Here is a 21598-nt window from a genome sequence, read left to right as displayed (position 1 = left end):
GTCGCTATCTTTGCGTGCCTGTGTTGCATTATTTACTGTGGCATGTTTTTAAAAGGTGCTTGGGACTATCTTAGCCAAATGTACCAAATTGGTATTCCAATGGAAGACATCGACTTTCCTGCATGGTTTATTCATCAATTAGATCCAGATTTTGCTTGGGAAACATTACGCATCGATATAGAAGATGGCGCTGTTCCTATTTGGTTATCTCAAAGTATTTTAATTATCGGATTTTCAATGCTCACTTGGCGCTTTATAGAATTATTTATCGCTATATTGCGAAATAAAGCTGTTGGTTTCCAACTGGCCGATGAAGCTAAAGACAGCATGCATTTAATCGATGAAGCTGCGCTATCCACATCATCAGAACAACAACAAAATGATAAGGACGCGAAATAATGACTATAGCAACACTATTTATTGCTTTGTTTATTTGCATGATGATCGGTATGCCTATTGCCATTGCTTTAGGCTTTTCAAGCATGCTGACTATTTTGTTATTTTCAAATGATTCGCTCGCTTCGATTGTGTTAAAACTGTATGAGTCGACTTCAGAGCATTACACTTTATTGGCAATTCCATTCTTTATTCTATCATCAGCATTTTTGTCTACCGGTGGCGTAGCAAGGCGTATCATTGACTTTGCAATGGACAGCGTAGGACATATCCGCGGTGGCCTTGCCATGGCATCTGTTTTGGCTTGTATGCTATTTGCCGCGGTATCTGGTTCATCACCTGCTACTGTAGCGGCTATTGGCTCTATTGTTATTGTAGGTATGGTACGCGCAGGTTATCCAGAAAAATTTGCAGCAGGCGTTATCACCACTTCAGGTACCTTAGGTATTTTAATTCCACCATCGATTGTAATGCTGGTTTATGCTGCCGCGACAGAAGTGTCTGCCGCTAGAATGTTTATGGCTGGTTTAATTCCAGGCTTAATGATGGGTTGTATTTTAATGCTGGCAATCTACATTGTTGCTCGGATTAAAAAGCTGCCTTCGCGTCCTTTCCCTGGCATAAAAGCACTCAGCATATCAAGTGCCAAAGCAATGGGTGGATTAGCACTCATTCTTATTGTACTTGGTTCTATCTATGGTGGTGTGGCCAGTCCAACTGAAGCCGCGGCCGTAGCTTGTGTGTATGCTTACTTTATTGCTGTATTTGGTTATCGAGATATTGGGCCTCTCAAAAATGTCGCTTGGCGTAATAAACAAGAGTCTTTAGTGGGAGCGTCATTACGCAACATTGGCCACATGTTACTTGCCGTTATTAAAACGCCAACCGATAAAGAAATTCGTCATGTTGTACGTGATGGGGCTAAAGTTAGTATTATGCTGTTGTTCATTATTGCTAATGCCATGCTGTTTGCTCACGTATTAACCACCGAGCGAATTCCACATATTATTGCCGAAACGATTGTCGGATTTGGATTACCCGCGTGGGGCTTTTTGATCATCGTCAACTTATTGTTGTTAGCTGCGGGTAACTTTATGGAACCTTCAGCAATTTTACTGATTATGGCGCCGATTTTGTTCCCTATTGCAACTCAGTTAGGTATCGATCCTATTCACTTAGGCATCATTATGGTGGTCAATATGGAGATAGGCATGCTCACACCGCCTGTAGGGCTCAATCTGTTTGTCACTGCAGGAATAACAGGAAAAAGTATGGGGTGGGTAATTCAATCGTGCCTGCCTTGGCTGGTATTGTTACTCGGTTTCTTGATGTTGATTACCTATATTCCTCAAATTTCACTATTTTTACCTGAGTATATAGACAAATTAAACGGCTATTAATTTGATAATTCGCGTATTATAGACGAGCCTTAATTTATTAAGGCTCGTTTTTTTACACATGCTCAATAATCATCATAACTATTACCGATTGGGAATATGCATGCTTTCATTCTCGACTACCAAAAAACGTAAAATTGTACTGAGCATCATGCTCATCATCGGGTTATTACTGACCCTAAAAGTTACGTATTGGTATTTACTTGAACAGGGCACAAAGTCCATTGCTGAACAATCTGAAAAGCAAATCAATGAACTGGTAATTTTTATTGATAACGCCCTTTCACACTACGAAAATATTCCCGCAGTGCTCGCGCAAAACCCCATCTTAGAGCAAGGATTACTTGATCAACGCAATCCTCAAACAATTGAAAAACTTAACGCTTATTTATCTGAATTACAGCAAGTTACAGAGTCGTCAGATATTTATCTCACCGATGCGCTCGGAGTTGCTATTGCCGCCAGCAATTGGGATGTACCCAACTCTTTTATAAATCATGATTATTCATTCAGGCCCTACTTTATTGATGCTATATCAGGAAAGTCTGGACGATATTATGCAGTCGGTACCTCATCAAATAAGCGCGGTTTCTACTTTGCTAATCCGGTATATCATAAAGGAGTGGTATTGGGTGTCGTGGTTGTAAAAGTGGATATAAGTTTGATTGAACAACAAAGTAGTGGCATTGCCATAGCAAGCCAATATGAGTTTATGATCAGCGACCCTGACAATATCGTGTTTCTTTCAAGTACCGACAGTTGGCGATTTAATTCATTGACGCCACTGACGCAGGCTAAACGTTTTGCATTAAATTCATCAAAGCGCTATGCCAACAGACCCATTGGTGAAATTAGTGTAAGCCCACGTTTTATACTCGCTAATTCTAAAACTACTCAGGTATATAAAATATCATCATTTGAAGGTCAAGAAAAATACCTTGAACGTCATCAATTGATGCCTAATGCCGACTGGAATGTTCATATTCTGACACCAATGAAACCCTTGTATGAATCGTTACCGCCAATAATGCTATTGGCAGCCACACTGTATTTATTATTAGCACTTTTTATACTTTACAGCATCGAACGCCGTAAAAATTTACGCAGAATGCGCCAAGCTCAAAATCTACTTGAACAACGCGTAAAAGAACGAACTTTAGATCTTGAACAAGCCAACACTCAATTAAAAGACACTCAAGACGAGCTCATCCAAGCGGCGAAACTCACAGTCATAGGCAGTCTTTCCGCCAGCATAAACCATGAACTCAATCAACCGCTGGCCGCTCTGCGCAGCTACGCACAAAACACTCAAACCTTTATTGGCCGTAATATGATTGAAGATGCCAGTAGCAATATCAAAATCATGATAGAACTAACCGATAGGCTTGCGGATATTATTGGTCAGTTTAAAAGCTTTACACGTAAATCTCAGGGTAAAGACAACGCCACTGAAATTAATCAATCAATTGAGCAAGCACTTACCATTGTTCAACCTGAAATGGATAAACAAGGCGTTAAGTTGTCACTGAAATTATTAACGGGCAAATGCCAGATATGGGGCGATAGCGTCAGATTACAACAAGTACTGGTTAACCTTATTAGCAATGCTATCGTTGCTATGCATCAATCCACTGAGCGACAATTGCAAATCAAAGTCTATTGCGACAGCAAGGTGAATATAAGCATCCAAGACAGTGGCCCTGGCGTGAGAGAAAGCCAAATGAATAAAATTTTTGAACCTTACTACACCACCAGTGAGCGTCAAGGACTGGGCTTAGGATTGTCTATCTCGCAGAGAATTATCGAATCAATGCAAGGTTCTATTACCGTTGATAACGCAATAGACGGTGGTGCGATTTTCCATATCATTTTGCCACTTTATTTACGTGAGGAAGTGTAAACGTGACTCAATTACAAGACATCAACAGTTACCAAGTTATTATTGTTGATGATGAACCTCATATAGGCATAGTGTTACAGCAGTTATTTAAACTAGAAAATATTAACGCGTTGGCGATTACAAACCCGCAATCTATCTCCAGCCACATTACCGCTAACTGGCCAGGAATAGTGATTTCTGATGTCAATATGCCGCAACTCGATGGTTTGAGTTTGTTGCAACAACTGAAACAACAAGACAGTGACCTACCTGTAGTACTATTAACAGGTTTTGGTGACATAGCCATGGCGGTAGACGCACTCAAAAAAGGTGCTTACGACTTTATTGAAAAACCATTTAACAACGAACATATACTCGATGTGACTAAACGCGCGTTAGATAAGCGTGCACTAACACTAGAGAACCGAAAACTTAAACGTGAACTTGAATCGCATATAGCTCCTGGCCCACGTATTTTAGGCAGTAGTCCTGGTGTGATGAAAATGCGCCATCTTATCGACCAAGTGCTCGACACACCTGCAGATATTATGATTGAAGGTGAAACCGGCGCAGGTAAAGAACTTGTCGCCCGATATCTACATGACCACAGCTATCGTAACAAAGCCAATTTTGTCGCCATTAATTGCGGTGCAATCCCTGAAAACCTCATTGAAAGTGAACTTTTTGGTGCGGAATCCGGCGCTTTCACTGGCATAGACAAACGCCGGATCGGTAACTTTGAATATGCTAATGGTGGCACGCTACTTCTGGATGAAATAGAAAGCACTCCTATGGCCTTACAGGTTAAATTATTACGTGTATTGGAAGATCGTAAAGTCGTACGATTAGGATCGAATACACCAATTAATTTAGATATCAGAGTCATTGCCGCAACAAAATTAAACTTGCAACAGCTTTGTGAAGAAGGAAAGTTCAGACAAGATTTATTATATCGTCTTAACCTCGTGACCATTGTCATCCCTCCACTACGAGATCGCCGAGAAGACATTCCATTACTGTTTTTACACTTTGCCAGGATTGCTTCAGCCCGTTACCATAAAGCACTCATAGCATTAAATGCACAACAGACTATGGTGCTGACCTCTCACGACTGGCCAGGTAATGTACGTGAATTGCGCAATTTAGCAGAACGTTATGTGTTACTCGGTGCAGAGGCCGCTTTTGCGGGTAGTTTAGAAAACCACACCACAATACACACCAGCATGTCGCTTCAGCAACGAGTAGAGTTTTTTGAGCGAATGTTGATTGAAGAAGCATTAAGCCACAATAAAGGCAGCATCAAATTGACCATGGAACAGCTCGAATTACCTCGTAAAACCTTGTACGACAAAATGCGTAAATTTGACCTAGACCGTAAACAGTTTATCGAGAGTTAATCGGGTACCGGTACATCAATAACCTGTTGTTGATGTACCCCTAAACGCCAGACAGCAACCAACAGCAGCGCCAAAAGGCTCATAGACCCTACAACCACTCCATTCCATTCCGCTTTATGCCAAAATATCATTAGATAAGGCCCGCCTAGGGACGCACCAAGATAGTAGCAACATAAATACAGCGACGTTGCCTTAGCACGATGACTGGTAGCACGAATAGCCACAAACGAATTACAACAACTATGGGTTAAGAAAAACCCACAGGCACTGATCAAAAAGCCCACCACAATGGCAGTCAATGTATCCACCAAAGTCAACAACGTGCCTGCGACCATTAAACATAACGCCACTCTAAATAATGGCATCGAGCCATAGCGCATAATCCATTTAGCCGACAAGTAAGAAGCAAAAGTGCCACTTAAATAACATAAAAATACCAACGTGGCATTAAAGCGACTCAAACCATAAGGTTCAGCCATAATATGCAACTGAATGAAGCTAAACTGATTGACCATCATCATAAATGCTAAGCCACCAATCGCATAAGCGAGGCGCATCTGCGGATCAGAAAGATGGAACATAAAACCATCTATGTCTTGTTTTACTTTGTGCCGCAAAGAGACTTTTTGCTTAACCACTGTGGGTTTAATTTCTTTGCGCGGCAATAAATACGTTACCAATGCCACACCCATTAAGGTTACCAAAAATATCAACCCCATAGACGACTTCCAAGACAAGTTTTGTGCCATTAATCCACCAAAAATTCGTCCTGCAATACCACCTATACTGTTAGCCATAATGTATACGGCAGCAGCTTTGAGCATAAAAGAGGGAGCCAATTGCTCTTTAAAATAAGCCATCGAAATCGCTGGTACTGCAGCCAACAAAATTCCCTGCAGTAAGCGCACCCATAATAGTTCATCGAATGTTTGGGCAAATATTAATAAAATATTAGAGCCTGCGAGTAGCCATAAACTCACCACAATAGGAGCCAAACGCCCTATCCTGTCAGATAAAACCGCATAAAAAAGCAATGAAAATGCTAAGGTGAAACTGGTAACTGATAACACCAAAGTAGCTTGTGCACCGGACACATCAAAATGTTCCGCTATAGAAGGCAGCATGCCTTGTACTGCGTACAAATTAATGTAAATCACCATAGAAGCGATACACAAGGCCCAAATTAAACGCGTTTGTGCATGCGAACGATAAGTCTGAGTTAACTCTGTCATAAACAACCTAAACAGCACATTAGGATAGAAAACAGATTACTACCCGCCACATATATAGATCAATGACGGGCATAAGAGTTTGTGAGCTTGATTACGAAGTGGCTATTTAACGCGTTTCATTAACACTTGAGTAGTAAATTGACCGTTATTGATCACACGGAACTTATCATAAGTTTGAAAAATAGCATTACCTTGATAAGTGATCATTGCCACAATACCGTAATCAACACCACTTTTGACTAACTCTGCTGGTAAGGTGAATTTAAATGGAACTGGGGCTCTGGCAATATCAAAGTTTTTTTGAGAAATAATCGCCCCTGGAGTATTAAAATCGATTAATGCAATGTTAATTTTACACCCCTGTGGCAAGGCAATTTTTTCTGCATAACCTGCATAACCATTTACAATCACTGGTTTTTCAGGCTCTATCGTCACACAACCATTCAGTATGATGGCAATCAAAGTGACAACGGCGAACTGTATCCATTTCTTAATTATTAACATGTTAGCGTCCTATTTGGTCATTCTGATTAAACCTTCCTGCGTGGCAGAAGCCACAAGACGTCCTTGCTGATCAAAAAACTGCCCCTTAACAAATCCTCGTCCTCCACCTGCATTGGGGCTATCAATACAGTACAAGAGCCATTCCCCCATATTAAATGGGCGATGAAACCACATAGCGTGATCAATGGTGGCCATACGCATACCCGGTGTTAAAAAAGACACGCCATGGGGCTGAGTTGCTGTGGCTAAAAAATTAAAATCCGATGCGTAAGCGAGTAAATACTCTTGAATACTGTGATCCGATGGTACTTGCCCATTGGCACGTAGCCATACATACCCTTTTGCCTCTGTGGTGTTTGGCGCGATAGGATGAACGGGGTTAACTAAACGCATTTCAATCGGAGAGTCTGCCATAAATTTTTCAAGCATTTTCGCAGGTACTTTATCACGCATGGTCACTGCAAGTTCTTGTTGATTCAATAAACCTTCAGGTCCTGGCACATCGGGCATGACATCTTGATGATTAAAGCCTTCTTCAACCGTTTGGAACGAACAGGTCATATAAAAAATAGGCCGACCTTTCTGAATCGCTTTCACTCTACGCGCACTAAAGCTTCCTCCGTCGCGCATATTTTCAACATCGTAAATAATCGGTAGCTTTTCGTCACCTGCTCGTAAAAAGTATGAGTGTAAAGAATGGACATGACGGTCTTCACTAACCGTTTGTTTTGCAGCACTTAACGCTTGCCCCATCACTTGGCCACCAAACACGTGTCCGAAACCTAAATCTTGACTCTGGCCGCGAAACAGACCTAACTCAATTTTCTCAAGTGACAACAATGACAATAAATCGTTTAATACCTGACTCATAACACCTTCTCTACAACTTGGATTAACGTTAAGGTTACCTTAGTTAAGCTGATGTTTTCTAGCTTATTCTATGGTAATAGTTGAATTAACGTCATCTTGTGACAAATCACAAAATAGTGATGCAACGCAAATATTCATATCTGCAGCCTAATTGAATATTTGGTATGCTATTAGACATGACTAATCAACAGTGTGTCTCACAATATTATGCAACCTAGCTCAATGCAATCATGGTTTATGGCTATCCGTCCCCGCACCTTACCGGCGGCAATCGGTCCATTATTGATCGGAAACATGCTCGCGATTGGGCTCGAACAATTTAGCTTACTCATCGCCTTCACCTCAATGCTATGTGCGGTATTATTGCAAATTTCAGTTAATCTCGCTAATGACTACTTTGACTTTAAGAATGGTATCGACACCGAAGAGCGTCTCGGTCCAACAAGAGTCACTCAAAGCGGCATACTTGCGCCTTCATCAGTTCGAAACGCCATGATCGGTTGCCTTATTACATCACTATTAGTGGGTTCATTACTGATCGTTCACGGTGGCTGGCCCATTGCCATTCTTGCAGCGGCCTCTATATTGGGCGCGTTGTGTTATAGCGGAGGCCCCTACCCACTTGCGTCACATGGATTAGGCGAAATTGCTGCATTTGTATTTTTCGGCTTAGTCGCCGTCGTTGGCAGTTACTATTTACAAGCAGGAACCACCACTATGACAGCGTGGTTACTTGGCTGTGCTATTGGCTTTTTTAATGCGGCCATCATGCTGGTCAACAATACTAGAGACATTTCTACCGACACTAAAGCAGGTAAAAATACCCTTGCGGTACGAATTGGTGAAGCACAAGCTAAAGTGTTGTACCAAAGTTTTGTCTACTTACCATTTGGTATCATTATCGCGGGATTCTTGCTCGGGTCGCTCGATGGATTACCTGTATTATTATCGGGAGCATCATTAATCATTGCGCGTAATCTCAGCCGCGAATTTTACGATAACTCAGGTGAAGCATTAAATCCGATCCTTGGACAAACAGCTAAATTGACGATGATTTTTAGCGTCTTATTTAGCATTGGATTGTACTTTTCGCTAACCTAACCATTTTCCTTAGCTAAATAAAAAAGGCGCTTCATTGTAAAATGAAGCGCCTTTTTTAACGTAAGCGTAATTACACCTTAGACAAAGTGCGTTGCTTTGCACTCCAATCCAAATGGTATTTCTCACCAGCCGGTTTATCGGTGCGCTCAAAAGTATGTGAGCCGAAAAAGTCGCGCTGACCTTGTAATAAATTAGCGGGTAATGTCTCACTGCGGTAACTGTCGTAATAGGCAATAGCCGAACTAATACAAGGTGCAGGAATGCCTTGCATAACAGAGGCTGCAACTGTTTTACGCCAGTTAAGGTGTTTTTGCGACAATGTCTGGCTGAAGGTGTCAGCCATTAATAAGTTTGCTAGGTTTGCATCTTCCTGATAAGCCTGAGTAATAGACTGCAAGAATGTCGCTCGAATAATACAACCCGCTCGCCAAATTTTAGCAATTTCAGCAAAATCTAAAGACCAATTCTGCTCTTTAGCATTCATCGCCATCAACTGGAAACCTTGAGCATAACAGCACACTTTAGCGCAATATAATGCATCTTCAAGGTTAGCAATAAACTCAGCTTTTTCAGCATCACTAAAACTGACTGGTGCAGGTCCTGCTAACTTCGAGCTTAACTGCATACGCAAGTTTTTCTGAGTACTCACAGCGCGTGCATAAACAGCTTCTGCAATCGTTGGTGCTGGGCAACCAATTTGCAAGCTGCTCACTGCAGTCCATAAACCAGTGCCTTTTTGGCCTGCTTTATCTAAAATCATTTCAACTAACGGCTTGCCAGTTAAGGGATCGTCTTGTTGTAAGACTTCAGCACTAATCCCCATAAGGTAGCTGTTAAGAATACCTTTATTCCAACCAATGAAAACATCACCTATGTCATGGGCAGACATGCCTAAACCATCACTGAGTAATTGGTAAGCTTCGCAAATAAGCTGCATATCCGCATATTCAATGCCGTTATGAACCATTTTAACGTAATGACCAGCACCAGCAGGGCCAATATAAGTTGTACATGCCTCACCTTCGGTTACTGGATTGCCAGGCTCAAAACGCTCAATCGGTAAACCTGTTACAGAATCCACTTTTGCAGCAATGGCTTTCCAAATTGGTTCAACATAACGCCATGCTTTTTCATCGCCACTGGGCATGAGAGATGGACCAAAACGGGCACCGACTTCACCACCAGACACTGCAGAACTAAAGAAAACAAACTGATCTTTATAACGAGCTTCGCGTTCTACCGTGTCGGTCCAAAGGCTGTTACCCGTATCAATAACGATATCATTGGCTTCAATACCAGCTTCGATTAACGATTTACACACACCGTCAACAGGCCCACCAGCAGGCACAGATAAAACAATCACTCGAGGTTCAACTAATTTAGCCAGCATTTCTGTAAGATTATTACATGACTGCATGCGCGGTGCCGTACCGGCTTTACGCTCACTTTCTTCTTGAGCCACAGCGGCGTTGACTTTTGGAGTGTCTAAATCGAAAACTGCAACATGGTAGCCGTTGTCAGCAATGTTTAATGCGAGGTTCTTGCCCATAACACCAAGGCCGATAACGCCGACGTGAGATTGTTGGGTGTGGTTATTCATAGTGTATGTTTCCACAGGTCACAGAGATTAATCGCGTAGTGCGAATCCATTTGGGTGGCAATTATAGCGATTCTTGTAACTAAATTACCAGTCACAAAATGCGGAAACGCTGTTTTTTACAATGTATGCCCAATCTGTTTATTAGGAGATAACATCTTGTCACAATAGAAAAAACCATAAAAACACCGAGTTTTTATGGTTTCGATTAACAATCACCGCGTCTTATACTACAGTGACTTATTGAAGAGTAACATCATGTTAATTCAGAAGTTAGTGCATTAGCATAACCCATTCTAGTCAACGCATTTCGGACTATATCTAAGGTTTGCGGGTCTTCAATCGTTGCTGGCATGGTGTACTCTTGATTGTCAGCAATTTTACGCATTGTGGCGCGTAATATTTTTCCAGAGCGGGTTTTAGGCAACTTTTGCACAGCACTTACTAGCCTAAATGAAGCCACTGGGCCAATTTCATGACGTACTAGTGCAAGTAACTCTTTATAAAGAGCTTCATCTGACAAGGTAACGCCGTTTTTAAGTACGACTAATCCAAGAGGCACCTGGCCTTTTAGTTTATCTTGCACTCCAATTACCGCCGCCTCGGCTACCGCTTCATGCTGACACAGAACCTCTTCAAATCGACCTGTGGATAAACGGTGTCCGGCAACATTTATGATGTCGTCGATTCGGCTCATAATGTATAAATAACCATCTTCATCAACGTAACCCGCATCTCCGGTTAAGTAATAACCAGGATACATAGACAAGTAACTGTCGATATAGCGTTTATCATTTTGCCACAAGGTCGTTAATGTGCCAGGGGGTAGAGGTTGCTTTATCACCACATTACCGCTTTCATTAGGCGCCACTTGTTGCCCCATCGCATCAAGAATTTCTACTTGATATCCTGGTACTGCACGCGCAGGCGATCCGGCTTTAATCTCTATAGGATCGGTTCCCATCAAGTTTGCAGCGACTGGCCAACCGGTTTCAGTTTGCCACCAATGGTCAATCACAGGTTTACCTAACTGACGCTGACTCCAGTTTAAGGTATCTGGGTCGCAACGCTCCCCCGCTAAATACATCTGTTTAAGACAAGTTAAATCAAATTGTTTAATGAACTCGCCTTCTGGATCTTCACGTTTAATAGCACGAATTGCAGTTGGTGCAGTGAAAAAGCTACGAACCTTTTTTTGCTCGATAATACGCCAAAATGCACCCGCATCAGGCGTACCAATAGGCTTACCTTCGTACATAATGGTCGTCGCACCCACAAGTAGTGGCCCATAAACAATATATGAATGCCCTACTACCCAGCCAACATCAGATGCTGCCCAAAAAACATCACCTACCCCAATGTCATAAATGTGTTTCATCGACCACGCTAATGCGACTGCATGGCCGCCATTGTCGCGCACGACACCTTTAGGTTGCCCTGTGGTACCTGAGGTATATAAAACATATAAAGGATCTGTGGCATCCAAAGACACGCAATCAGCATCAGGAGCATCCACCAACGCACTGTACCAATCAAGATCTCTTGGCGACTGTAATTGCGCTTGGAATTCAGTTCGATTCAAAATTATGCAATGTTCGACTTGATGTTGCGCTTGAGATAATGCGTCATCGAGTAAAGGTTTGTACGGTACGACACCAGAAGGTTCAATGCCGCATGAAGCAGACAGAATTAACTTAGGTTTCGCATCATTGATACGCGTAGAAAGCTCATTGGCAGCAAAACCACCAAACACCACAGAATGAATCGCACCAATCCGTGCACATGCCAGCATGGCATAGGCGGTTTCAGGCACCATTGGCATATAAATAACCACTCGGTCGCCTTTTTCGACGCCAAGAGACACCATCAATCCAGCCAAGCGTTTAACTTGAGCCAACACAGATTGATAGCTAATAGAGTATTCGTTGTGCGTCACAGGACTAATATAGTGAATTGCAGTTTGCTCGCCTCGCCCAGCTAATACATGGCGATCAACGGCATTGAAGCAGGTGTTCATCTTACCATCAGCAAACCAACGATAAAACGGTTTGTCGCTGTCATCTAATACCTTTTTTGGCGCAACATCCCAATGAATGGATTTTGCCGCTTGTTGCCAAAACACTTCAGGTTCGGCTATCGATTGTGCGTGCATTGATAGTCCTACATCAGCCATATTGTTCTCCGTTAATCAACTTGTATTACAGTGATTATGAGCAGAATTCATTAAATAGCCCTATTAGACCAAGGGATAACACCCATTAAAATCAATAAAAAAACCTTTAGTTTCAATCGAGTGTTTAACTTCGCCACACCAAATACCACTAAAGATAAAATATACTAAATAACAATAGGTTAATGTATAATCACCTTTCAAGTGGCAATCAAAATTAACAGGCATAAAACGGAAAACCACCTAGCAAACTTTACCTTTACGTAAACTTCATATATCTTGCATCAAAAGAAACACTTTTGGTGACATGATGAGCACAACCCACATTCCTCAATCAACATATTCAATCAGTGACTTATCAAAAGAATTTGATATCACCACCCGCAGTATTCGTTTTTACGAAGACCAAGGCTTGATTAAACCTAAGCGTCGCGGGCAAACCCGAATTTACAGCCTGAAAGACCGAGTGCGCTTAAAACTCATATTACGCGGCAAACGTCTTGGCTTCTCATTGGCAGAAACAAGACGTTTATTTGAACTTTACGACGCGGATAAAAGCAGCTCAACTCAACTACAAACTATGCTTGATTTAGTTAACGAGAAAAAATCGGCTCTACAGCAGCAAATGGACGACATTAAAGTAGTGTTAATGGAACTCAATTCAGCCGAACAACAATGCAAAGCGGCGCTTGCCGACAACTCGGCTAAAAAAGCCAAATAAAACTCAATAAAAAAATGGCTGACTCAATAAGGCCAACAACATTTTTCCTACTGCCAAAAACGCACATAAAAGCGTTGGCAAAAAATGTTTACCAGACGACAATAAAATTCAACAGGACATATGCAAATGAGCGATTTATATACCAGCTTAAACTTTGGTTTAGGTGAAGATGTTGACATGTTACGCGACGCTGTTCGCGGTTTTGCCGCCAACGAAATTGCGCCTATGGCTGCCCAAGTCGATATCGACAATGAGTTCCCTAATCAATTATGGCCAGTACTTGGCGATATGGGCTTATTAGGTGTCACTGTTGATGAACAATATGGTGGAGCCAACATGGGTTACCTTGCGCACGTTGTCGCAATGGAAGAAATCTCCCGCGCATCAGCCTCTATTGGGTTAAGTTATGGCGCTCACTCAAACTTATGTGTAAACCAAATTAATCGTAATGGTAATGACGCTCAAAAAGCAAAATATTTACCTAAGCTAGTCAGTGGTGAGCACATTGGTGCACTTGCGATGAGCGAACCTAATGCGGGATCAGATGTGGTTTCAATGAAACTGAATGCTCGCAAAGAAGGTGACCGCTACATCCTTAACGGCAATAAAATGTGGATCACCAACGGTCCAGATGCCCACACCTATGTTATTTACGCCAAAACCGACATCGAAAAAGGTGCACATGGCATTACTGCGTTTATCGTTGAACGTGGGTCTAAAGGTTTTACTCAAGCACAAAAATTAGACAAGCTAGGTATGCGCGGTTCAAACACTTGCGAACTGGTATTTGAAGACTGTGAAGTACCAGAAGAGAACATCTTAGGCGGCCTAAATAATGGCGTAAAAGTGTTAATGAGTGGCCTTGATTACGAACGTGTTGTTTTGTCTGGTGGCCCATTAGGTATTATGTCTGCCTGCATGGACATCGTGGTGCCTTACATTCATGAACGCGAACAATTCGGTAAATCGATTGGTCAATTCCAATTGGTGCAAGGCAAGTTAGCCGATATGTACACGGGTATGAACGCTGCACGCGCTTATGTTTACAGTGTGGCTAAATCATGTGACCGCGGTGAAACTACCCGTAAAGATGCCGCTGGCGCGATTTTATACAGCGCAGAGCTTGCCACTAAAATGGCGTTAGATGCCATTCAATTACTCGGCGGAAATGGCTATGTGAATGAATACGCAACTGGCCGTTTGTTACGTGACGCTAAGCTTTACGAGATTGGTGCAGGCACCTCAGAAATTCGCCGTATGTTAATTGGTCGCGAATTGTTTAACGAGTCAAAGTAACCAGTACTTGCATCACCAAGGCGACATATCAAGCGTGCCGTGTCGCCTTACTCAAGCCCCCCTATTTTTTGCTTCATTAAGGATATAGAAATGACGCAACTGAGCAGCCGTATCAATCCTCGCAGTGACGAATTTAAAGCCAAGTCAGACAGCATGGCGTTATTGGTCGATGATCTTCAACAAAAACTAAAAAAAATCGAACAAGGTGGCGGCCCAGTCGCCTTAGAGCGCCATTTATCTCGTGGTAAGTTATTGCCGCGTCAACGCGTAGAAAAGCTGCTCGACCCAGGTTCCCCCTTCTTAGAAATATCGCAATTTGCTGCTTATGAAGTCTACGATGAAGAAGTCCCTGCCGCAGGCGTCATTGCCGGTATTGGTCGAGTCAGTGGTATTGAGTGCATGATTATTGCCAACGACGCCACAGTAAAAGGCGGTACTTATTACCCTATTACCGTGAAAAAGCATTTACGTGCGCAAGACATCGCCAGCCGTTGTCACTTACCGTGTATCTACTTAGTCGATTCTGGTGGCGCGAATTTACCTCGCCAAGATGAAGTATTTCCAGATCGCGATCATTTCGGCCGAATTTTCTATAACCAAGCACAGATGTCAGCTAAAGGCATTCCGCAAATTGCGGTAGTAATGGGCTTGTGTACCGCTGGCGGTGCTTATGTTCCTGCGATGGCTGACGAATCAATTATTGTCAAAGATCAAGGCACTATCTTTTTAGCAGGTCCGCCATTAGTTAAAGCGGCTACCGGTGAAGAAGTGAGTGCCGAAGAGCTTGGTGGTGCAGACGTTCACACCAAAATATCCGGTGTTGCCGATCATTTAGCCCAAAATGACGATCACGCGCTTGAGCTTGCTCGCCGTGCAGTACTGCGACTTAATCATCAAAAAGAAATCAAAAGCTTATTAAGCCCAGTCAAACCACCACAATTCGATATCCATGAATTGTACGGCATTGTTGGTACCGATCTTAAAAAGCCGTTTGACGTAAAAGAAGTCATTGCCCGTGTGGTTGATGACTCTGACTTTGACGAATTTAAAGCCAACTACGGTGCAACCTTAGTGTGTGGTTTTGCCCGTATACATGGTTATCCAGTAGGAATTGTGGCCAATAACGGCATTTTGTTTTCGGAATCGGCCCAAAAAGGCGCTCACTTCATTGAACTGTGTTGCCAACGTAAAATTCCGCTGTTATTCCTACAAAACATTACCGGCTTTATGGTGGGTAAAAAGTACGAACACGAAGGCATTGCAAAACATGGCGCCAAAATGGTGACCGCGGTTTCTTGCGCCAACGTGCCTAAGTTTACTGTGATTATCGGTGGCAGTTATGGCGCAGGTAACTACGGCATGTGTGGCCGCGCGTTTGAACCGACCATGATGTGGATGTGGCCAAACGCACGAATTTCGGTAATGGGCGGAGAACAAGCTGCTGGCGTGTTAGCCACAGTGCGCCGCGATGGTTTAGCTCGTAAAGGGGTTGAATGGTCAGCAGAAGACGAACAAGCTTTCCGTAAGCCGATTGTAGAGCAATACGAAAAAGAGGGGCATCCGTATCATGCCAGTGCCCGTCTTTGGGATGATGGCATTATCGACCCTGCACAAACGCGTGATGTGGTCGGCTTAGCCTTATCGGCAGCATTAAATGCTCCTATTGAAGACACCCGCTTTGGGGTGTTCCGCATGTAATTGTGCGGTTAATTCAGCTAATAAGGAGTAATAAATAATGTTATCAAACCAATATAAGTTCATTGAATGCCGTCTAGGAAAAGGGGTGGCAGAGCTCATTTTAAACCGCGTTGAAGTGCATAATGCCTTTGATGAAGTGATGATTAGCGAGATGATCCAGGCTATCGAAAGCTTTGCCAGTAACAGTCAATGCAATATGTTGATTTTGCGTGCTAATGGTAAAAACTTCAGTGCTGGCGCCGACCTCAATTGGATGCGCAAACAAGCAAAAATGGACTTTGAACAAAATCTGACTGATGCCCATGAGCTTGCCAAGCTGATGCACGTGTTAGACAAGTTTCCAAAACCAACTATTGCCTTAGTACAAGGCGCGGCCTTTGGTGGCGCTTTAGGACTAATTTGTTGTTGCGATATCGCCATTGCTAACACTCGTTCAAGCTTTTGCTTAAGCGAAGTCAAGCTAGGGCTTATTCCAGCAGTTATTAGCCCGTATGTGGTTCGTACTATGGGGAATCGTCAATCGCGTCGCTTTATGCTGACCGCTGAACGATTTAGTGCTGACGTAGCCTTAACTCATCAAGTTATTCACGAAATTAACGACGACTTAGATGCTGCTTCAGCCCCCTTTATCGCCGCATTTAATGCCAACAGTCCTCAAGGCATGGCATGGGCAAAAAATCTCGTGTCGCATTTAGAAAATGGCGTAATTGATAACGCTACGCTCAATTTTACCAGCGAGCAAATTGCTCGTATTCGTGTATCAGATGAAGGCCAAGAAGGCCTTAATGCCTTCTTTGAAAAACGTACGCCTACTTGGCAAGCCGCTATATCTGATCCACAAGGAGCCCAATAATGTTTACCAAATTACTGATTGCTAACCGTGGTGAAATTGCTTGCCGTATTATTAAAACGGCTCAAACCATGGGTGTTCGCACCATCGCTCTTTATTCTGATGCCGACAAAGATGCCCGCCATGTAGCCATGGCCGATGAATCGTTTTACTTAGGCGGCAGTGCGCCTGCTGACTCATATTTAAAAGCCGATTTAATTATCGAAATAGCCAAAAAGTCGGGGGCAGAAGCCATCCACCCGGGTTACGGTTTTCTATCTGAAAATGCCGAATTTGCCCGTAAGTGTGAGCAAAATGGCATCGCCTTTATTGGCCCTGGCAGTGATGCAATTGATTCGATGGGTAGCAAAAGTGCAGCCAAAGAAATCATGTCAAAAGCCAATGTGCCATTAGTACCGGGTTATCATGGCGACGACCAAACAGACGCAACCTTGATTGCCGAAGCTAAAGCCGTTGGCTTTCCGCTATTAATTAAAGCGGCCTATGGTGGTGGCGGTAAAGGGATGCGTATCGTAGAAAACGAAGGCGAAATCCTTGAAGCGGTTAAATCAGCGCGTCGTGAAGCCAGCTCGTCATTTGGTAATGATAAACTGTTGATGGAACGCTACTTGCGTCAACCTCGTCATGTTGAAGTACAAGTTTTCGCCGACACTCAAGGTAACGCTATTTACTTATCGGATCGTGATTGCTCTATTCAACGTCGCCATCAAAAAGTGGTTGAAGAAGCACCAGCCCCCGGTTTGTCAGACGAGCTAAGAGCTCAGATGGGCAACGCTGCGGTTGCAGCTGCCAAAGCGATTGATTATGTCGGCGCAGGTACCGTTGAGTTTCTACTCGATACCGACAACAGCTTCTACTTCATGGAAATGAATACCCGTTTGCAAGTGGAGCATCCTGTTACTGAAATGGTCACAGGCCAAGACTTAGTCAAATGGCAATTACTGGTCGCCAGTGGTGCTGAATTGCCGTTGCGCCAAGATGAAGTGCGCATTCATGGTCACTCATTTGAAGTGCGAATTTACGCTGAAGATCCACAAAACGAATTTTTACCTGCCAGCGGCAAGCTAAACTTTTTGCGTGAACCGGAACAAAATCGTCACGTGCGAATCGATTCTGGTATCCGTGAAAATGATGTCATCAGCAATTTTTATGACCCTATGATCGCTAAACTGATTGTATGGGACGAATCACGCCCTCGCGCACTACAACGTTTAGTGCATGCACTTGAGTCATACCAAATCAGCGGCCTTAAACATAACATCGAGTTTTTAGCCAATATTGCTGAACATCCAGCGTTTGCTGCTGCCGATTTCTGTACTGACTTTATTGAGCGCTATGGTGATACCTTAATTGGTGATGCCGCAATTGAAGCCGATACAGCGTTAGCGCTAGCAGGGCTTTATCAAGTGCTGTCACGTAAACAAGCGGCAAAAGCTCTGGCCATAAACAGCGCCGACCCATATTCACCTTGGGGCTTGGTGAGCGGCTTTAGACTCAACAGCTCAAGCGTGCATCGCGTGTCGTTATTAACTGACGCATCAGCCGAAGTACAACAGCATGACTTGTTACTGACTGCCGTTGGCGAACAATATCAATTGTGTTTACACGACCAAGTATTGTCGTTAGCCGGTGAGCTGAAAGCCGACTTACTTTTAGCTGAGATTAATGGCCATAAGAGCAAAATACCTGTCAGCCACCAAGGCGATGACTTTACGCTATTTTTACCTTCTGGCAGTTATCACTTTAAAGCCATTTTAGCTCAAGTTATTGAGGAAGTAGTCAACCATGCCGATAAGCTTAAAGCCCCAATGAATGGCACCGTTGTGACTCATTTAGTGGAAGTGGGCGAGCAAGTTAAAGCGGGCCAAGGGTTATTAGTGATGGAAGCCATGAAAATGGAATACACCATCGAAGCACCGTTTGATGGCGTGGTGAGCGAGTTTTATTTCCAAAGCGGTGAGCTTGTGAGTGACGGTGCACAACTATTAAACGTTGAACCATTAGCCACTGAAGCTAACGTCGAGGAAGCGTAAATGTTACCTACTAAAGTCAGCATTTTTGAAGTCGGCGCACGTGACGGTTTACAGAACGAAGTGCTGGTGACCACTGCAGACAAACTCACGTTAATCGAACAACTTGGTGATGCAGGTATTAAGCGTATTGAAGCGGGCAGCTTTGTGTCACCTAAGTGGGTACCACAAATGGCTGATTCAGATGCTGTATTGCAGCAACTCAAACGACAAGCTGGTGTGGTTTACAGTGCATTAACCCCTAACCTAAAAGGCTTTGAACTAGCGTTAGCGGCTGGCGCAGATGAAGTGGCTATTTTTGGCGCAGCATCAGAAAGTTTTAGTCAAAAAAACATTAATTGCTCTATTGATGAGTCAATCGAGCGCTTTATTCCGTTGATGGAAGCCGCCAAAAAACACAATATCCCAGTGCGCGGCTACGTGTCTTGTGTACTCGGATGTCCATACGAGGGCGACATTGATGTTAATGAAGTCGCCAGAGTATCTGAAATCCTTTATAAAATGGGTTGCTACGAAATATCACTAGGCGACACCATAGGCATTGGTACCCCCAATAAAGCGCGGCAAATGGTTGAAGTCGTGGCCAAGGTGGTTCCGGTTAATAAGTTAGCATTGCATTTTCACGATACATACGGCCAAGCGTTAGCCAATATTTTGGCCTGTCTTGATACTGGCGTCAGCGTATTTGATGCATCTGTTGCAGGTCTTGGTGGTTGCCCTTACGCGAAAGGTGCGTCGGGCAATCTTGCCACTGAAGATCTAGTCTACATGCTTCATGGTATGGGAATTGATACCGGTATTGACTTAGCTAAGCTGGCATTCGCTGGCGACAACATTAGTCGCGCATTAGGCCGAAGTAATGGGTCTAAAGTGGCAAATGCAATCAGAACATAATCACATATACTAACAACCTGACTACGGTTAGCGCAGCATGGCACTAACTGTTGATATAAATATAACGATAAGGACAACAAGATGGCAGGATTCAATAAAGTCGTCCACAGCTATGAAGAAGCACTAGCAGGACTGAAAGATGACATGACCATTATGGTCGGCGGCTTTGGTTTATGTGGCATCCCTGAAGGGTTAATTAACCACATGGTTAAAATTGGCGTTAAAGGCTTAACGGCCATATCAAACAACGCCGGCGTTGATGACTTTGGCTTAGGGCTATTACTAAAGCAGCATCAAATTGCCACCATGATTGCATCATATGTTGGCGAAAATGCCACCTTTGAACAGCAAATGTTGTCAGGCGAGCTTAATGTGATACTCACGCCACAAGGCACATTGGCTGAAAAAATTCGTGCTGGCGGCGCAGGTATTCCCGCATTTTTCACCGCGACAGGTTACGGAACGCCAATTGCTGACGGAAAAGAAACCCGTGAAATTAAAGGTCGTCATTACGTATTAGAAGAATCATTAACGGCAGATTTTGCCTTAGTTCGCGCGTGGAAAGCCGACACTATGGGTAACTTGATATTTCGCAAAACCGCCGCTAACTTCAACCCAATGATGGCCACCGCAGGTAAAATTACCGTCGTTGAGGCAGAAGAAATTGTTGAACCAGGCGAGCTAGATCCAAACCACATTCATACACCAGGTATTTATGTTGATCGCGTTATCAAAGCCAGCTTTGAGAAACGTATCGAACAACGTACCGTCAAAGCTGCGAAATAAGGGAGACAACACCATGGCACTGACCAGAGAACAACTCGCCCAGCGCGTAGCAAAAGAATTACAAGACGGTTTTTACGTTAATTTAGGTATTGGTATCCCTACCCTTGTGGCTAATTATATTCCACAAGGCATGCAAGTGATGCTGCAATCTGAAAATGGCTTGCTCGGCATGGGCGAGTTCCCAACTGAAGAGACTATTGATGCAGACCTTATCAACGCCGGCAAGCAAACGGTAACCGCCGTTGCAGGTGCTTCATTCTTTTCATCTGCAGAAAGCTTTGCCATGATACGCGGCGGTCATGTTGACCTAACGGTATTAGGTGCCTTTGAAGTTGATGTTAACGGCTCAATTGCCTCATGGATGATCCCTGGCAAGCTGATTAAAGGTATGGGCGGCGCGATGGATTTAGTTGCTGGCGCTGACAATATTATTGTCACCATGATGCATGCAGACAAATACGGCAACTCAAAATTACTGTCAAAATGCGAACTGCCATTAACCGGTTATGGTTGCATTAAACGCGTGATGACAGATTTAGCCTTTATGGAAATTAAAGATGGCGCTTTCCATCTGTTAGAGCGTGCACCTGGTGTGTCTGTTGAAGAGATTATATCCAAAACGGCCGGTAAGTTAGTGGTGCCAGCCCATGTACCTGAAATGACATTTTAATTAATCTTAAACGGTTAATATAACAAAGCCCGCACCCCCTTAGAAATTCGGTGATACGGGCTTTTTTGTATCGTTTAAAATGACAACTAACTAAAAGTACCTATCGGTTC

At 43.4% G+C, this 21598-nt stretch carries 17 protein-coding genes and 1 pseudogene; 13 read left to right on the top strand and 5 right to left on the bottom strand.

Annotation, left to right across the window (positions count from 1 at the left end):
- The 4 genes and pseudogenes from H5202_RS06755 to H5202_RS06740 form a co-directional block, all read left to right on the top strand.
- A pseudogene (locus H5202_RS06755) lies at positions 1-399 on the top strand (TRAP transporter small permease); the annotation flags it as partial.
- A complete protein-coding gene (locus H5202_RS06750; protein ID WP_182771394.1) occupies positions 399-1796 on the top strand; it encodes a TRAP transporter large permease in 1398 nt (465 codons plus the stop codon). The pseudogene H5202_RS06755 and the gene H5202_RS06750, both read left to right, overlap by 1 nt.
- Before the next feature lie 100 nt (positions 1797-1896).
- Positions 1897-3693, top strand: a complete 1797-nt coding sequence (locus H5202_RS06745) for a sensor histidine kinase (protein WP_182771393.1) — start codon at positions 1897-1899, stop codon at positions 3691-3693.
- A 2-nt stretch (positions 3694-3695) separates the two neighbouring features.
- Entirely contained in the window at positions 3696-5069 is a 1374-nt protein-coding gene (locus H5202_RS06740) for a sigma 54-interacting transcriptional regulator (protein WP_182771392.1), read from the top strand.
- Here the strand turns inward: H5202_RS06740 and H5202_RS06735 are convergent.
- The 3 genes from H5202_RS06735 to tesB form a co-directional block, all read right to left on the bottom strand.
- Positions 5066-6301 (bottom strand): MFS transporter, encoded by a 1236-nt coding sequence (locus tag H5202_RS06735; RefSeq protein WP_182771391.1) that lies wholly within the window; start codon positions 6299-6301, stop codon positions 5066-5068. The two genes, H5202_RS06740 and H5202_RS06735, sit on opposite strands and share 4 nt — an antisense overlap.
- A gap of 102 nt (positions 6302-6403) precedes the next feature.
- Positions 6404-6805: a YbaY family lipoprotein gene (locus H5202_RS06730; protein ID WP_182771390.1), complete on the bottom strand. Its 402-nt coding sequence runs from the start codon at positions 6803-6805 to the stop codon at positions 6404-6406.
- A 9-nt stretch (positions 6806-6814) separates the two neighbouring features.
- Complete coding sequence (gene tesB / locus H5202_RS06725) at positions 6815-7675, bottom strand: acyl-CoA thioesterase II (RefSeq protein ID WP_011638171.1); 861 nt, start codon at positions 7673-7675, stop codon at positions 6815-6817.
- A gap of 207 nt (positions 7676-7882) precedes the next feature.
- Here tesB and H5202_RS06720 point away from each other — a divergent pair, with 207 nt between their 5' ends.
- Positions 7883-8776: a 1,4-dihydroxy-2-naphthoate polyprenyltransferase gene (locus H5202_RS06720; RefSeq protein WP_182771396.1), complete on the top strand. Its 894-nt coding sequence runs from the start codon at positions 7883-7885 to the stop codon at positions 8774-8776.
- 70 nt (positions 8777-8846) lie between these two features.
- Here the strand turns inward: H5202_RS06720 and gndA are convergent, their stop codons facing one another.
- Positions 8847-10376 (bottom strand): NADP-dependent phosphogluconate dehydrogenase, encoded by a 1530-nt coding sequence (gene gndA / locus H5202_RS06715; protein WP_182771389.1) that lies wholly within the window; start codon positions 10374-10376, stop codon positions 8847-8849.
- A gap of 253 nt (positions 10377-10629) precedes the next feature.
- The gene (locus H5202_RS06710; protein ID WP_182771388.1) at positions 10630-12546 is read right to left on the bottom strand and encodes a propionyl-CoA synthetase; all 1917 of its coding nucleotides are present in this window, start codon (positions 12544-12546) and stop codon (positions 10630-10632) included.
- A gap of 307 nt (positions 12547-12853) precedes the next feature.
- Here H5202_RS06710 and H5202_RS06705 point away from each other — a divergent pair, with 307 nt between their 5' ends.
- The 8 genes from H5202_RS06705 (at position 12854) to H5202_RS06670 (ending at position 21488) form a co-directional block, all read left to right on the top strand.
- The gene (locus H5202_RS06705) at positions 12854-13264 is read left to right on the top strand and encodes a MerR family transcriptional regulator (protein ID WP_182771395.1); all 411 of its coding nucleotides are present in this window, start codon (positions 12854-12856) and stop codon (positions 13262-13264) included.
- Positions 13265-13390: 126 nt separating this feature from the next.
- Complete coding sequence (locus H5202_RS06700) at positions 13391-14560, top strand: isovaleryl-CoA dehydrogenase (protein WP_162023562.1); 1170 nt, start codon at positions 13391-13393, stop codon at positions 14558-14560.
- 90 nt (positions 14561-14650) lie between these two features.
- Positions 14651-16258: a carboxyl transferase domain-containing protein gene (locus tag H5202_RS06695; protein ID WP_182771387.1), complete on the top strand. Its 1608-nt coding sequence runs from the start codon at positions 14651-14653 to the stop codon at positions 16256-16258.
- Positions 16259-16295: 37 nt separating this feature from the next.
- Positions 16296-17111: an enoyl-CoA hydratase-related protein gene (locus H5202_RS06690; protein WP_182771386.1), complete on the top strand. Its 816-nt coding sequence runs from the start codon at positions 16296-16298 to the stop codon at positions 17109-17111.
- A complete protein-coding gene (locus tag H5202_RS06685) occupies positions 17111-19141 on the top strand; it encodes an acetyl/propionyl/methylcrotonyl-CoA carboxylase subunit alpha (RefSeq protein WP_182771385.1) in 2031 nt (676 codons plus the stop codon). Before H5202_RS06690 ends, H5202_RS06685 begins: the two co-directional genes overlap by 1 nt.
- Complete coding sequence (locus tag H5202_RS06680; protein ID WP_182771384.1) at positions 19142-20032, top strand: hydroxymethylglutaryl-CoA lyase; 891 nt, start codon at positions 19142-19144, stop codon at positions 20030-20032.
- Positions 20033-20113: 81 nt separating this feature from the next.
- The gene (locus tag H5202_RS06675) at positions 20114-20818 is read left to right on the top strand and encodes a CoA transferase subunit A (protein ID WP_182771383.1); all 705 of its coding nucleotides are present in this window, start codon (positions 20114-20116) and stop codon (positions 20816-20818) included.
- A gap of 13 nt (positions 20819-20831) precedes the next feature.
- Positions 20832-21488: a 3-oxoacid CoA-transferase subunit B gene (locus H5202_RS06670; RefSeq protein WP_182771382.1), complete on the top strand. Its 657-nt coding sequence runs from the start codon at positions 20832-20834 to the stop codon at positions 21486-21488.
- The last annotated feature ends 110 nt before the right edge of the window (positions 21489-21598 follow it).

Source organism: Shewanella sp. SG41-4, assembly GCF_014164505.1.
In the GTDB taxonomy this organism is placed as follows: domain Bacteria; phylum Pseudomonadota; class Gammaproteobacteria; order Enterobacterales; family Shewanellaceae; genus Shewanella.
The sequence above is the reverse complement of the archived record's forward strand: the minus strand, read 5'-3'. Positions and strand labels throughout refer to the sequence as shown.